Origin of the sequence: Loktanella salsilacus, assembly GCF_900114485.1 — a bacterium.
Classification (GTDB): Bacteria; Pseudomonadota; Alphaproteobacteria; order Rhodobacterales; family Rhodobacteraceae; genus Loktanella; species Loktanella salsilacus.
This window is the reverse complement of sequence record NZ_FOTF01000011.1, coordinates 1-14,194: the sequence shown is the minus strand read 5'-3', so window position 1 is coordinate 14,194 and position 14,194 is coordinate 1. Positions and strand designations below refer to the sequence as shown.

General features: G+C 60.5%; 17 protein-coding genes. 9 read left to right on the top strand and 8 right to left on the bottom strand.

The genetic code is table 11. The features are described 5' to 3' along the window. Window position 1: 1 nt before the first annotated feature. From atpD to BM131_RS11105, 3 genes are all read left to right on the top strand, one after another. Window positions 2-1,426, top strand: a complete 1,425-nt coding sequence (gene atpD, locus BM131_RS11115) for a F0F1 ATP synthase subunit beta (protein ID WP_090189450.1) — start codon at window positions 2-4, stop codon at window positions 1,424-1,426. 9 nt (window positions 1,427-1,435) lie between these two features. Then, window positions 1,436-1,876 (top strand): F0F1 ATP synthase subunit epsilon, encoded by a 441-nt coding sequence (locus BM131_RS11110; protein WP_090189448.1) that lies wholly within the window; start codon window positions 1,436-1,438, stop codon window positions 1,874-1,876. 125 nt (window positions 1,877-2,001) lie between these two features. Beyond that, window positions 2,002-2,349 carry an H-type lectin domain-containing protein gene (locus BM131_RS11105; RefSeq protein WP_090189446.1) on the top strand — a complete coding sequence of 116 codons (348 nt, stop codon included), beginning with the start codon at window positions 2,002-2,004 and terminating at the stop codon, window positions 2,347-2,349. Here the strand turns inward: BM131_RS11105 and BM131_RS11100 are convergent. Further along, on the bottom strand, window positions 2,346-3,362 hold the full coding sequence (locus BM131_RS11100) for a ribose-phosphate pyrophosphokinase (protein WP_090189444.1): 1,017 nt from the start codon (window positions 3,360-3,362) through the stop codon (window positions 2,346-2,348). The genes BM131_RS11105 and BM131_RS11100 overlap by 4 nt on opposite strands. Before the next feature lie 99 nt (window positions 3,363-3,461). On the opposite strand from BM131_RS11100, the gene BM131_RS11095 reads away from it, so the two are divergent. After that, window positions 3,462-4,061, top strand: a complete 600-nt coding sequence (locus BM131_RS11095; RefSeq protein WP_090189442.1) for a 2-hydroxychromene-2-carboxylate isomerase — start codon at window positions 3,462-3,464, stop codon at window positions 4,059-4,061. Beyond that, complete coding sequence (locus tag BM131_RS11090; protein WP_090189440.1) at window positions 4,061-4,834, top strand: alpha/beta fold hydrolase; 774 nt, start codon at window positions 4,061-4,063, stop codon at window positions 4,832-4,834. The genes BM131_RS11095 and BM131_RS11090 overlap by 1 nt, the downstream gene beginning before the upstream one ends. Here the strand turns inward: BM131_RS11090 and BM131_RS11085 are convergent. From BM131_RS11085 to BM131_RS11060, 6 genes are all read right to left on the bottom strand, one after another. Continuing rightward, window positions 4,815-5,864: a threonine aldolase family protein gene (locus tag BM131_RS11085; protein ID WP_090189438.1), complete on the bottom strand. Its 1,050-nt coding sequence runs from the start codon at window positions 5,862-5,864 to the stop codon at window positions 4,815-4,817. The genes BM131_RS11090 and BM131_RS11085 overlap by 20 nt on opposite strands. Beyond that, complete coding sequence (locus tag BM131_RS11080) at window positions 5,865-6,335, bottom strand: YcgN family cysteine cluster protein (protein ID WP_090189436.1); 471 nt, start codon at window positions 6,333-6,335, stop codon at window positions 5,865-5,867. After that, entirely contained in the window at window positions 6,328-7,266 is a 939-nt protein-coding gene (locus BM131_RS11075; RefSeq protein WP_090189434.1) for a bifunctional riboflavin kinase/FAD synthetase, read from the bottom strand. The genes BM131_RS11080 and BM131_RS11075 overlap by 8 nt, the downstream gene beginning before the upstream one ends. 60 nt (window positions 7,267-7,326) lie before the next feature. Next, window positions 7,327-7,770 (bottom strand): MaoC family dehydratase, encoded by a 444-nt coding sequence (locus BM131_RS11070; protein ID WP_090189432.1) that lies wholly within the window; start codon window positions 7,768-7,770, stop codon window positions 7,327-7,329. A gap of 107 nt (window positions 7,771-7,877) precedes the next feature. After that, on the bottom strand, window positions 7,878-8,753 hold the full coding sequence (locus tag BM131_RS11065; protein WP_090189431.1) for a TIGR01459 family HAD-type hydrolase: 876 nt from the start codon (window positions 8,751-8,753) through the stop codon (window positions 7,878-7,880). A gap of 104 nt (window positions 8,754-8,857) precedes the next feature. After that, window positions 8,858-9,775 carry a manganese-dependent inorganic pyrophosphatase gene (locus BM131_RS11060; protein ID WP_175499287.1) on the bottom strand — a complete coding sequence of 306 codons (918 nt, stop codon included), beginning with the start codon at window positions 9,773-9,775 and terminating at the stop codon, window positions 8,858-8,860. Window positions 9,776-9,856: 81 nt separating this feature from the next. On the opposite strand from BM131_RS11060, the gene BM131_RS11055 reads away from it, so the two are divergent. Beyond that, window positions 9,857-10,513, top strand: coding sequence for a DUF2161 domain-containing phosphodiesterase (locus BM131_RS11055; protein ID WP_090189728.1), 657 nt, complete (start codon window positions 9,857-9,859; stop codon window positions 10,511-10,513). On the opposite strand, the gene BM131_RS11050 is transcribed toward BM131_RS11055, so the two are convergent. Next, a complete protein-coding gene (locus BM131_RS11050; protein ID WP_090189429.1) occupies window positions 10,510-11,493 on the bottom strand; it encodes a TraB/GumN family protein in 984 nt (327 codons plus the stop codon). The genes BM131_RS11055 and BM131_RS11050 overlap by 4 nt on opposite strands. Before the next feature lie 186 nt (window positions 11,494-11,679). Between BM131_RS11050 and groES the strand changes: the two genes are divergently transcribed. The 3 genes from groES to BM131_RS11035 form a co-directional block, all read left to right on the top strand. Continuing rightward, the gene (groES, locus tag BM131_RS11045; RefSeq protein ID WP_090189426.1) at window positions 11,680-11,964 is read left to right on the top strand and encodes a co-chaperone GroES; all 285 of its coding nucleotides are present in this window, start codon (window positions 11,680-11,682) and stop codon (window positions 11,962-11,964) included. 79 nt (window positions 11,965-12,043) lie between these two features. After that, window positions 12,044-13,693 (top strand): chaperonin GroEL, encoded by a 1,650-nt coding sequence (groL, locus tag BM131_RS11040; RefSeq protein ID WP_090189725.1) that lies wholly within the window; start codon window positions 12,044-12,046, stop codon window positions 13,691-13,693. A gap of 236 nt (window positions 13,694-13,929) precedes the next feature. After that, window positions 13,930-14,194 (top strand): transposase (locus BM131_RS11035; RefSeq protein WP_139222617.1); only part of this gene is annotated, 265 nt, incomplete at its 3' end.

The window sequence follows — 14,194 nt, the reverse complement described above, 5'->3', positions numbered from 1 at the left end:
TATGGCAAACGCAAAAGGCAAAATCACGCAGGTGATTGGTGCCGTCGTGGACGTCCAGTTCGGGGATCACCTGCCCGAAATTCTGAACGCCCTGACCACCGACAACAACGGCAAGCTGCTGACGATGGAAGTCGCCCAGCACCTTGGTGAAAACACCGTGCGCTGCATCGCTATGGACGCGACCGAAGGTCTGGTCCGCGGTCAAGAAGTCACCGACATGGACAACACGATCACCGTGCCCGTCGGCGACGCGACCCTGGGCCGCATCATGAACGTCGTTGGCGCGCCAATCGACGAACGTGGCCCCATCGGCGAGACCGAGCGTCGCTCGATCCACGGCGATGCACCATCCTTCGAGGCGCAGTCGACCGCGTCCGAAGTTCTGGTCACCGGCATCAAGGTCATCGACCTGCTGGCTCCCTACGCAAAGGGCGGCAAGATCGGCCTGTTCGGCGGTGCCGGCGTGGGTAAGACGGTTCTTATTCAGGAACTGATCAACAACATCGCAAAAGTGCACTCGGGCTATTCCGTGTTCGCTGGTGTGGGTGAGCGGACCCGTGAGGGTAACGACCTGTACTACGAATTCATCGAGTCCAAGGTCATCAACATGGAAGACCTGACAAAGTCCAAAGTGGCTCTTGTCTACGGTCAGATGAACGAGCCTCCGGGTGCCCGTATGCGCGTTGCGCTGTCCGGTCTGACGATGGCAGAAGCCTTCCGTGACCAGTCCGGTACTGACGTTCTGTTCTTCGTGGACAACATCTTCCGCTTCACGCAGGCTGGTTCCGAGGTGTCCGCACTTCTGGGCCGTATCCCGTCCGCTGTGGGCTACCAGCCAACGCTGGCAACCGACATGGGCCAGATGCAGGAACGCATCACGTCCACTAAGAACGGTTCGATCACGTCCGTGCAGGCCATCTACGTGCCCGCCGACGACCTTACCGACCCGGCACCTGCGACGTCCTTTGCGCACCTTGACGCGACCACGGTTCTGAACCGTGCGATCTCGGAAAAGGGTATCTACCCGGCTGTTGACCCGCTGGACTCCACCTCGCGTCTGCTCGATCCGGGCATCGTGGGCGAAGAGCACTACAAAGTGGCGAACGACGTTCAGCAGATGCTGCAGCGTTATAAGTCCCTGCAGGACATCATCGCCATCCTTGGCATGGACGAGCTGTCCGAAGAGGACAAGATGACCGTTACGCGCGCCCGTAAGCTGGAGCGTTTCCTGTCCCAGCCGTTCGACGTGGCAGAAGTCTTTACCGGCTCGCCAGGCGTTCAGGTTGCTTTGGAAGACACCATCGCGTCGTTCAAAGCCGTTGTGGCTGGTGAATACGATCACCTGCCAGAGGGTGCCTTCTACATGGTTGGCGGCATCGATCAGGTTATCGCTAAAGCCGAGAAAATGGCCGCAGACGCGGCGTAAGGAGCGATCATGGCAGAAACTCTGCAATTCGATCTCGTCTCGCCCGAGCGCCGGTTGGCCTCGGTCGAGGCCTCCGAGGTGCAAATCCCCGGTGCCGATGGCGACCTGACGGCGATGGCGGGCCACGCGCCCACCATCACCACCCTGCGTCCGGGCGTTCTGCGCATCGTGCGCAGTGGCGGTACTGACGAATTCGTGGTGCTTGGCGGTTTCGCTGAAATCACGGCAACGTCAGTGTCGGTTCTGGCCGAAAGCGCACTGCCACGCGGCGAGATGACGCAAGAGGTATTTAACGGACTGATGGCTGACGCTCACGCTGAGATGTCGAAAGCCAAGGACGTGTTCAAGAATGAGCCCGGCCCGGTCGACGACGCGGCAAAGCTGATTGCAGATATGGTGGCCATTGGCACCCATATTGGACTTGATCCAAAGCAGTCAAACTTCGGCTAAACGCTGTATTTTGGTAACAAATTTTAAAAGGCCCCGCATTCCGGGGCCTTTTTGCTGTCTTAAGGGCTTCTTTTGGAAGACTGAGGCAGAATTAATCAACAATCTTTTTCTGGATAAACTTAACGATGCGTAAATTCGCAAGCCATACGGTCGGCATTGATCAGGGCAATCTTGTCCTGTTTTCTGACTTTGAAGACGACGGTGAAATGTGGACGGGAGAGGGGCCGCGCCTGACCCGGCATGCGGTGCTGTTCTCGGACCGCTATGATGCTGCGCCGGTGGTGCAGGTGTCGCTGGCAATGTGGGATATTTCGAACAATGCCAACGCGCGGGCCGATGTTTCATCTGAAAACATCACCCGCGAAGGCTTTGATATCGTGTTCCGGACGTGGGGTGACACGCGCGTGGCGCGTGTCAGAGTGTCTTGGATGAGCGTTGGGCCGATCCCCAGCGACGAGGTCTGGGACCTTTAACGGCCGTAGACGCCCTCATAGATCGGCTGCAGTGTCTTGTGGTTGAACAGGGACGACACGGATGTGCCGTTCCATGTGTTCAAGATCGCCTGTGCAAAGATCGGTGCCGTTTTCACGATGCGGATATTGGGGCAGGCGATGGTTTCCGGCTTTGGCATGATCGTGTCTGTGATCACGAGGTTCTTCATCACAGACTTGCTGACGCGTTCAATCGCGGGGCCGGACAGGACGCCGTGGGTGATGTAGGAATGCACTTCGCGCGCGCCGTTTTCCATCAGCACTTCAGCCGCTTTGCACAGGGTGCCAGCCGTATCGACAAGGTCGTCGACGATCAGGCAAACGCGGTCTTTGACGTCACCGATAACCGTCATCTCGGCCACTTCGCCTGGTTTGCCGCGCCGTTTGTCGACGATGGACAGGGGGGCACCGATCCGCTGCGCCAGATCGCGGGCACGGGCCACGCCGCCGACATCGGGGGACACGACCATGATGTCGTCCATCTGATCTTTGAAATTGTGCATGACGTCCAGCGCCCAGACAGGGCTGGCGTACAGGTTATCCACGGGGATATCGAAAAAGCCTTGGATCTGCGTCGCGTGCAGATCGAGCGTCAGAATGCGCTCCACCCCGGCCTCGACCAGAATGTTGGCGACCAGCTTGGCGGTGATTGGCGTGCGGGCCTTGCTGCGACGGTCTTGGCGGGCATAGCCGAAATAGGGCATGACGGCCGTGATCCGCGCGGCTGAAGATCGGCGCAGCGCGTCCGCGATGATCAGCAATTCCATCAAGTTGTCGTTGGTCGGGTTCGACGTCGGCTGGATGATATACATATCCTCGCCGCGTACGTTTTCGAACACTTCAACGAAGATCTCTCCGTCATTGAACCGTTCAACCCGCGCATCGACCAAGTTGACGTCCATGCCACGGTGCATCGACATGCGGGCCGCGACGGCCTCTGCCAAGGGGCGGTTCGCGTTGCCGGAAATCAGCTTGGGTTCGTGCAGGTTCGCCATGGGGGGTCCTTATCGCCACATCGCGGAATCGCCCGCGTTGACACCGCCTAGCACACCACTACGGTCCCGAAAACACTCTCGCAGGAAAGGCTGACGAAAATGGCCCATATCGATTACTACTTCGCAACGATTAGCCCCTATACTTACCTTTGCGGGGTCCGTCCGGCGGACATCGCAAAGGCGCATGGGGCGACGATCACCTATCGTCCGATCGATTTGATGAACGTCTTTTCCCGCACCGGCGGTCAGCCTCCTGCGGAACGCCACCCCAATCGGCAGGCCTATCGTTTGCAAGACATGCGCCGCCGCGCGGGGATGACCGGATTAAAGATGACCGAAAAGCCTGCGTTTTTCCCAACCAACCCCGCGCCCAGCTCTTACGCGATTATCGCAGCGCAGGCCGCAGGTGGCGGCGATCTGGGCGCATTGGTCGCCGGGATCACCCGCGCATGCTGGCTTGAGGATCGCAATATCGCAGATGACGACGTGATCCGCGACTGCCTGACCGCCGCCGGCTTTGACGCTGCGCTGGCCGACAAAGGGCTGCTGGCGGGGGCAGAGGCCTATCACCGCAACACCGAAGACGCCGTGCGCCTTGGCGTGTTCGGCGCGCCGTTCTTCATCACCGATGGCGACGAGCGGTTCTGGGGCGAGGATCGTCTAGCCGATCTGGACGCTCATCTTTCCGGGCGCATCTGATGAGCATTGAAACGCGGGGCGGCCGCGAAGTGAAAGTGCTGCGCCTTGGCGCGCCGCCTGCAAATCTGCTGCTGCACTGCACCTTGGCCCGGTCAGAGGCGCTGTTGCCACTGGCGCATACGCTGCCGGGCGGGTCTGTGCTGATGGACTTGCTGGGCCATGGCAAGTCTCCTGATTGGGACGGGCAGGGGGATTACCAAAGTGCGAACGCCGCCGCCGCGCTGGACCTGTGCGAGGGGCCAATGCATGTCATCGGCCATTCGTTCGGGGCGACGGTCGCACTGCGCATGGCGCTGGATCACCCAGAGGCTGTCGCGCGGCTGACCTTGATCGAGCCTGTCTATTTCGCCTTGGCAACGGATGCGGCGGCGCAGGCGGACCATGTTGCGCGGTTCACGCCGATCTATGCGGCCTACAATGCTGGTGATCTGGAAGAGGCCGCACGGCTGTTTCACGGCGACTGGGGCGGTGGTGCGTGGGATGCGATGCCGGACCACACGCGGGCCGGGTTTGCGCGGCGGATGCCCCTGATCATGGCGGGAACGCCGTCGATACAGAATGATATCCACAATGCCGCTGGACGGCTGTCGCAGCTGCGGATGCCAATCACCTTGATCCGCGGCGAATTTTCAGCGCCGATCATCCCGGCCATTCATGCCGGGATTTGCGCGGCCGTGCCACAAGCGCGGGATCACGTCGTGCCGGGCGCGGGCCACATGGTGCCGATGTCCCATGTGGCGCAGGTCGCGCAGATTATTGCGTCAGAAGCGTGATGAACTGGTCAATCGCCGCGTGATCGCATGACCAGTCACACACTAGCCGCCCGGTCAGGACCTCGTCCGCCGGGCCGCTGTCCGGATCGCCAGAGGTGACGTAGTAATGCGCGCCTGCGGCCAGCATGCGCTGATGCAGCCCGCGGGGGGCGTCAAAGAACACAAGGTTCGATTGCGACTGATACTGGATTTCAACGTCTTTCGCGGTCTTCAGGCCCGTGATCAAGCGGGCGCAGGCGGCGTTGGCCTTAGCCGCAAGCGTGAGCCACAGATCGTCCGTCAGATAAGCTTCCATCTGGGCGGACAGGTAGCGGTGCTTGGAAAACAGATGCGCGCCGCGCTTGCGCCGCAGCTCGAATTCCCACGACGCGGCGGGGTCGAAAAAGATGCAAGCCTCGACACCCAGCAGGCCGTTTTTGGTGCCGCCAAAGCTGACGGCGTCGATGCCAGCTTTCCATGTCATTTCCGCTGGTGAACAGCCAAGCGACACCAGCGCATTGGTGAAGCGGGCACCATCAAGGTGGGTCTTTAGGCCAAATTCATGCGCAACGGCGGTCAGGGCCTGCAATTCAGCAACGGAATAAACCGTCCCCTTTTCAGTGGCCTGCGTGATAGAGACCGGTCCGCGCTGGGGGCCGTGCACGCCGCGAGTTTCCTCGCCCAAGATCGACGCGCGCAGGGCGTCCGGGGTCATCTTGGCATCTGTCGCGGGCACCAAGGTCAGCTTGGTGCCACCGGTATAAAACTCGGGCGCGTTGCATTCATCTTCGTGGATATGCGCCATGGGGCTGCAAAAGATCGTGTCCCACGGGTTCGATAACGTGGCGAGGGTTAGCGCGTTTGCAGCGGTGCCGGTGGCAACCAGATGCACGGCAGCTTCTGGCGCCTCAAAGATCTCTTGGATCATGGCGCGCACGCGGGTCATGCCATCGTCGCTGCCGTAGCCGCTGGCATAACCGGTATTGGCGTCCATCAGCGCCTGCATCACAGAGGGGTGGGCCGGGCCCGCGTTGTCAGAGGTAAAGAACATCTAGGTCGGCTCCTCGATGATGTTGTCTTCCCATTCGTCGTCGTTCACGTCGACTTCCGACAGGGTCTGCCCGCGCATGGTAACGCCAGCGGTGTGGGGGCTGTCCGGATCACCCGACAGCAGCGGATGCCAAGGATACAGATCGCGCCCTTCCGCCACGAGGCGATAGGCGCAAGTCTGCGGCAGCCAATACATATTGTCCGCGATGGTCTTTGGCGTCAGCACGATACATTCAGGTACAAATTTGTGCCGCACTTCATAGCGGGCGCAGAGGCAGGATTCGTTGTCGAGTAGGCGGCAGGCGACACGGGTTAGGGCGACTTCGCCGGTGTCTTCGTCCTCTAGCTTGTTCAGGCAGCATTTGCCGCAGCCATCGCACAGCGCTTCCCATTCGGGGCGCGACAGCTTGGCCATGGGGATGGTTTTCCAGAACTTCGGGCGCAACCCGCTGCGGTCAATGGCGTCAGACATGGGATAGGATCTCTCTTGCCTTGGTGCAGTCGGCGTCCATCTGGTCGATCAGGGCCGGCAGGCCGTCAAACTTCAGCTCTGGCCGTAGGTAATCGACAAGGGCGACGCTGATGTGCTGGCCGTAAAGGTCGCCTTTGAAATCAAAGATAAACGTCTCACAATTGGGGACTTCGCCGTTGAACATCGGGCGTACGCCGATACTGGCGGCCCCGTCATAGCGGCCCGCGTGGGGGCCTTTGGCGATATCGACGCGCACGGCATAGACGCCGAATTTTGGCGGGTGCAGGCCTTCGATGGACATGTTCGCGGTGGGATAGCCCAATTCGCGGCCACGCTGGTCACCGCGAATGACTTCGCCCACGATGCGGTGCCAATGGCCCAGCATGGCGGCAGCGTCGCGCGGCTTGCCATCGGACAAGGCCGTGCGGATCGCGGTAGAGCTGACGCGCCCGCCTTCGAGCGCAACCATAGGGGCGACGGTGACGCCAAAACCCATCTCAGCGCCGTAGCGTTGCAGGTCAGCAGCATTGCCTGCGCGGTCTTTACCAAAGCAGAAGTCAGCCCCGATCACGACATGGGCTAGGCCAAGGCGGTCATGGATCACTGTTTGCGCAAATTCGCGGGGGCTAAGCGCGACAAGGGCGGCATTGAACGGCACCTCGTACAGCTTTTCCACGCCTTGCTTGGCGAGTTCGTTCGCGCGCGCCTCGGCGTTCATCAGGCGAAAGGGCGGGGCGTCGGCGGCGAACAGCTGGCGTGGATGCGGCTCGAACGTCATCAGGCCAAGCGGTGCGCCAAGTTGCGTCGCGGCACCCCGGGCTGCGTCGATCACGGCGCGATGGCCCAGATGAACGCCGTCAAAATTGCCAATGGCGGCGGCGGCACCGCGGTCGGCGGGATCAAGATAGAGTGTGTCACGAATGATGCGCATAGCGATTGCGTAGCGCGGTGCGGCACCCGGCGCAAGGTGCGCGCAGGGCAGGGGCTGGCTTCAGTCGAACTTGCCAGACGGTGCCAACACGACGGCCTCGCCTGCGAGGACTTTTTTGCCGTCCACGAGGCAGCGGGTGTCCAGTGTGACCTTGCGCTTTTTGTAGTCGATTGCGGTGACTTCGACCTCTGCTGTGACCATGTCGCCGGGGCGCACGGGGGCCAAAAAGCGCAGGGATTGGCCCAAATAAACCGTGCCATGACCCGGCAGCTGTTCCCCGATCACGGCAGAGACAAGCCCTGCTGTCAGCATGCCGTGGGCGATGCGACCCTCAAAGATGGTGTCTTGGGCATAGGCATCGTCAAGGTGGACGGGATTCCGGTCGGTGCTGACCTGCGCGAACATCTCGATATCCTCGTCGGTGACGACCTTGCGCAGGGACCGCATCATGCCGACTTCGAGGTTTTCAATCACGATGGTACCGCGGGGGGAATTGTCGAGCATAGCGCAATCCTTAAAGTTACAAACGACCCAATAAGGCGGATCATTTGTAACTAAATTACGCTGCAGGTGCGAAATGTCAACTGCGCCCTTGGTCGAATGGGGGGCGGTTAGCGCAGAAAGCCGATGGCATAGGTCGGGTTGACCTGCTGTGTGGCAAGATAGGATTCAAGCGCCGGACCGGCGGGGTGCATGTCGGTCGTCTGCGTTTCCGCGGCGGCCAGACCGCCGGTGATGAACAGCGAATCAAGGTCTTCTTGCTGCCCGCCAAGAATATCGGTGTGGATGCCGTCGCCGATGCAGATGATCCGCGTCAGATCCGCGCCGCCATCAAGCTGCGACAGCCGGCGGCGGGCAAGGTCATAGATCGGCGGATGCGGTTTGCCGAAATACAGACTTTCGCCGCCCATTTCGGTGTAGAGTTTCGCCAGAGCGCCAGCGCACCATTCCCGGCTTTCGCCGCGATCGACAACGATATCGGGATTCGCGCAAAGCAGCTTTAGCCCGCGCTGCTTGGCCGCCAGAAATTGTGGGCGATAGACGGACGGATCGGCGTGTGGGTCGGCAGGGCCGCAGCAGACGATGCCGTCAGCCTCGTCCAGCGGAACCTGCGTGATTTCAACCGGGTTGGCGAGCATATCCATCGGTTTGAAAAAGCTTTGGTCGTGGTCTTCGCCCATGAACCAGACCTTTTGGCCAACGGCACCTTCGAACATAGCGGCGCGGGCGCTGTCGCCAGAGGTCGCGATGGCGTCCCAGCTGTCGTCAGGAATACCCATGCCTTGGATCTGTTTCTGGACAGAGGTCCAGGGGCGCGGGGCGTTGGTGACAAGGATCACGCGGCCGCCCGCTTTGCGATAATCCTGCATCGCCTTGACCGCGTCCGGGAAGGCCGTGACGCCGTTGTGCATGCAGCCCCAAAGATCGACGAAAGCTGCGTCGTATTCGCTGGCGATGTCGAGGAAGCTGTGGACGATCTGGGTCATGGCGTGGCCTTCATGGGGGGGTGATGCCGGAGGCCAGTGTCGGAGCCTCCGGCGGGAGTATTTCGGGCAAGATGATGACGCGAAGCCGCTACGCCCGCTTTGGTTTACTTCTTCAGGTTTGGAATGATCTGCTTTTTGCGGCTCATCACGCCGGGCAGAACAACGGTGTCGCCCGCGGTGTCGGCATCAAAGGACGCCTTGGCGACCTGCTTGGTCAGATCGTTGGGCAGCAGCATCGTGGCTTCTTCACGGATGATGTCGACGACGAAGAGCAGGACCTGATCGACGCCGTCTTCGGCTGCGACGGCGGGCATGGCAGCGACCAGCGCATCCTTGCGGTCAAGCACGACGGCGGGCGAGGTGGTTTCCAGTACGGAGACGCGGAATTTGGTGCCGTCGATCTCGTACTCTTTGGAGTCCATGCGCAGCAGATCGGCGTCAGAGAAGGCGCTGACATCGGATTTGGCGGCGAACATTTCATCCGCGTAGGATGCGATGTCGATGCCCAGATCGGCGGCGAGGTCTTCGGCAAGTTTCTGATCCACAGGCGTTGTGGTCGGCGAGCGGAAGGCCAGTGTGTCGGACAGGATGCAGGACAGCATCAGGCCTTTGATGCCTTCGGGCATTTTGGCCGCTTTGTCGCCCATCAGTTGGTGCATGATGGTGGCGGTACAGGCCAGCGGGCGGATCGTGATGTCGATCGGGCCTTTGGTTTTGATGCCGCCGACCAGCAGGTGGTGGTCGATGATCGCCTGCACGTCGGCGCCGTTGATGTTTTCTGGCAGTTCAGCCGGGTTATTGGTGTCGACGATGACGCAGGCTTGGCCATCGGTCACGTCGCGGACGATTTCAGGCAGGGCAAAGCCCCAGCGCTTGGCGACAAATGCGGCTTCTGTGTTGGGCTGGCCCAGTAGGACGGCCTTGGCATCGACGCCTGCGTCCTTCAAGAACCATTCCCAGATCAGGGGGGACCCGGTGGAATCAGTGTCGGGGGATTTGTGGCCGAAGATCAGGGTGGTCATTGTCATTTCGCCTATGCTGATGAATGATTTTCCCGCCTTATAGTGGCGATGACGCGTGCTGTCACGCAAGTCGGGAATACAATGACTAAACCACGCGAAGCTGACCTTTACCCCGCCATCAAGGCGCATCTGACCCGGCAGGGCTATGACGTGAAGGGCGAGGTGGGCGCGGCTGATGTCGTCGCCCTGAAGGGCGAAGAGATGCTGGTGGTTGAGCTAAAGACTGGCTTTTCGCTGACGCTGTTTCACCAAGGCATCGCGCGGCAGGCGGTGACAGATCAGGTGTATCTGGCGGTGCCTGCGGGCGGGCAGCGCAAGGCGATGCTGGCCAATGTCGGGCTGGCGCGGCGGTTGCGGCTGGGCGTGATGACCGTGCGTTTGCGCGACGGGTTTGTCGAGGTGATGGCCGAGCCCGCGCCATTCACGCCGCGCAAATCGCCCAAGAAGGCGAAGGCGATCAAGAAAAAGTTTGCGCGGCTTAAGGGTGATCCCAATGCGGGGGGCGCGACGCGGCATGGGCTTGTGACAGGTTACCGGCAGGATGCAGTGGCCTGCGCCCGGTTTCTGGCGGTGCATGGCGAATCCACCGGCGCGCGGATCAAGGACTGGGCAGAAGTGCCCGATGCGACGCGAATCATGGCAAATGACCATTACGGCTGGTTCACCCGCGTGCGGCGCGGCGTTTACGATTTGACGGCTGCGGGCCGCAAGGGGCTGGCGGATTGGGACGACAGCTAAGGCTGCGTGATAGTCCAACCGGCCTGCGCCAGCAGGTTCATGAGGCCAGTTTGCCCTTGCAGGTGGGCCGCGCCGACGGCGACGGTGATATGGTCATGGGTGGCGGCGGCCTGCGTGATCATGGGCATCCATGCCCGGTTGCGGTCGGTCAGAAGTTGTTGTTCCGATAGATCGAAAAGCGCCTCTGCCTCTGCCGCGTCGATGCCCGGAAGCAGGTGGGTCGCCGCGCGGGACACGTGCCAAAGCTCTGCGGTATGTCCGGCAAAGTAGCTGTCCAGCATGGTGGCGAACATGGCGGCCTGCAGGTCAGGTGGCGATAAGGCCAGCCGCAGTTGATCGACCTGCACATCGATGGGGTCGCTGCGCATCATGTTAAACAGGGTATCCCAAGGCTCTAGCGCTTGCACTGGCACGCCGGCCGCCGCCGCCTGATCCATCATTAAGCCGTCCAGCCCATCCTTGCCCGATTGAAGATCGGCCATGGCACAGGGCGGAATAGCAAGCGTCAGGGCGACGTACCAAGGCTGCATCTTGGAAAGAAGAATCGCGGGGATACCCCGGTCGCTGGCGGCCTGCACGATGGCTTGCCAGGTCGCTTCGTCCATCCGTTCGGGCAGGGTGGGGCCGTCTGGCATAAAGATCAGCGCCGGGTCCGTGGTCATCGCTTGCGTCAGATCGGCCTTTTCCTGCGGTCCCGCCTCGACCAGCAGCAGGTCGCTGGCGGCGACGATGGGGGCTGTGCGGGCGGCCAAGGGAATCAGGCGCGGATCAAAAAGGTGCATCGTGCCGATCACGTCGATCTGCGTGCCGCCTTTGACAGCGCGAAAGAAAAGTCCCTGCCCGTAAGGCGTGTTCGCAACCGCCTGCGCCACAGCGTCGCGGTCGGTTTGCGTCAGAAGCGTCTTGATGTCAGGCCCGCTGCACAAGGCATGGGCCGGACCGGTCATAGCGATCAAGAGGACGATCAAAAAAGCGCGCATGGCGGGTCCTTATGTGGCGAGATGCCGCCCAAGCTTAAGGCGGGATTAAGGTGTCCGCCATAAGGCATGGCGGATCGGGTGCAATCCGGTTGACAGGTGCCGCGCGGGTGCCTAACTAACCGTCGCTGGCACTCGACCTAGGTGAGTGCTAACGAAATTTGAAACGCTTCAAGGAAGGTTCACAAGATGGCATTTAAACCTCTGCACGACCGCGTGCTGGTCCGTCGCATCGAAGGCGAAGACAAGACCAAGGGCGGTCTGATCATCCCTGATTCCGCTAAGGAAAAGCCTGCTGAAGGCGAAATCGTTTCCGTCGGCACCGGTGCCCGCAAGGACAACGGCGAGCTGATCGAGATGGCCGTTAAGGCTGGCGACAAAGTTCTGTTCGGCAAGTGGTCCGGCACCGAGGTCAAGCTTGATGGCGAAGACCTGCTGATCATGAAGGAAAGCGACATCCTCGGCATCATGTAATGCCCGGACGCCTTGGCGCTTTTGCGCCTTGGCCCATCGCTTTTCCAACCCACTACACAATTTTTAGGAGCACATGAAAATGGCAGCTAAAGACGTCAAATTCGGCACCGACGCCCGCAATCGCATGCTTAAGGGTGTCAACATCCTTGCAGACGCCGTCAAAGTGACGCTGGGCCCCAAAGGCCGCAACGTTGTTCTGGACAAGTCCTTCGGCGCACCGCGCATCACGAAGGACGGTGTTTCTGTCGCCAAAGAGATCGAACTGGAAGACAAGTTCGAGAACATGGGCGCACAGATGGTCAAAGAAGTCGCGTCGCGTACCAACGACGAAGCCGGTGACGGCACGACGACTGCAACCGTTCTGGCGCAGGCCATCGTCCGCGAAGGCATGAAGTCCGTCGCCGCTGGCATGAACCCAATGGACCTGAAGCGCGGCATCGACCTGGCAACTGCCAAAGTCGTCGAAGCGATCAAGGCAGCTGCACGTCCGGTCAACGACAGCGACGAAGTTGCACAGGTCGGCACGATCTCTGCCAACGGCGAAGCTGAAATCGGTCGTCAGATCGCTGACGCGATGCAAAAAGTCGGCAACGAGGGTGTCATCACCGTCGAAGAGAACAAAGGCCTCGAGACTGAGACCGATGTTGTTGAAGGTATGCAGTTCGACCGCGGCTACCTGTCGCCTTACTTCACCACCAACACCGAGAAGATGACAGCAGAGCTGGATGACGTCATCATCCTGCTGCACGAGAAGAAACTGTCGTCCCTGCAGCCAATGGTTCCCCTGCTGGAATCCGTGATCCAGTCGCAGAAGCCACTGCTGATCATCTCGGAAGACGTCGAAGGCGAAGCTTTGGCGACGCTGGTCGTCAACAAGCTGCGCGGCGGCCTGAAGATCGCTGCTGTGAAGGCACCGGGCTTTGGTGATCGTCGTAAGGCCATGCTGCAGGACATCGCAATCCTGACCGGCGGCCAGGTCATCTCTGAAGATCTGGGCATGAAGCTGGAAAACGTGACCATCGACATGCTGGGCTCTGCCAAGCGCGTGACGATCACGAAGGACACCACCACCATCATCGACGGTGCTGGCGAAAAGGCCGAGATCGAAGCACGGGTCAACCAGATCCGCGGCCAGATCGAAGAGACCTCTTCCGATTACGACAAAGAGAAGCTGCAAGAGCGTGTTGCTAAGCTGGCTGGCGGCGTTGCTGTCATCCGCGTCGGCGGCATGTCCGAAGTCGAAGTGAAAGAGCGTAAGGACCGCGTCGACGACGCCCTGAACGCAACACGCGCTGCTGTGCAAGAAGGCGTCGTCGTTGGTGGCGGTGTTGCTCTGGTGCAGGCTGGCAAGTCGCTTGACGGTCTGAAGGGTGCGAACTCTGACCAGGACGTCGGCATCTCGATCATCCGCAAGGCGCTGGAAGCACCGCTGCGTCAGATCGCCGAAAACTCCGGCGTTGACGGTTCGGTTGTTGCTGGCAAGATCCGCGAAAGCACCGATCCGACCTTCGGCTTCAACGCACAGACCGAAGAATATGGCGACATGTTCAAGTTCGGCGTCATCGACCCTGCAAAAGTCGTGCGCACCGCGCTGCAAGACGCAGCATCGGTCGCTGGCCTGCTGATCACCACCGAAGCTATGGTTGCTGATCGTCCTTCGAAAGACAGCGGCAACGGCGGCGACATGGGCGGCATGGGCGGAATGGGCGGCATGGGCGGCATGATGTAAGAAACATTTAGGCCATCTGGCCTGAATGATTTCAGTGGGGGTGCGGGGTTTGCTTGCAAACGCCAAAGCCCCCACACATCGCCGAACAGACGCTTTACCGATCTGAACGTTACAAAAGACGGGCCCGCAGTGCAGACTGCGGGCCCGTTTTCGATCTTAGAGCCCGATTTAAAACTATTTGAGTGAGTTCAGTGGTTTGTGATTCTGTTCGGTTGTGAAGCTGAATGGAGATCACAATGGCTTGGACTGAACTCACCCGCCGTCAACATGATCGAAAAGGCGATAAATACGCAAGCGATATGAAGGATGCGGAATGGGCGTTGATAGCGCCTTCGATGTCGCCGCCGAAGACAACTGGTCGGCCCCGTACGACATGTTTGCGCGACGTGGTCGACGCACTCCTCTACATTGCAACGACCGGATGCCAATGGCGTATGTTGCCCAACGACTTCCCGCCGGTTTCAACGGTTCGGGGCTATTTCTACGCGTGGCGCGATGACG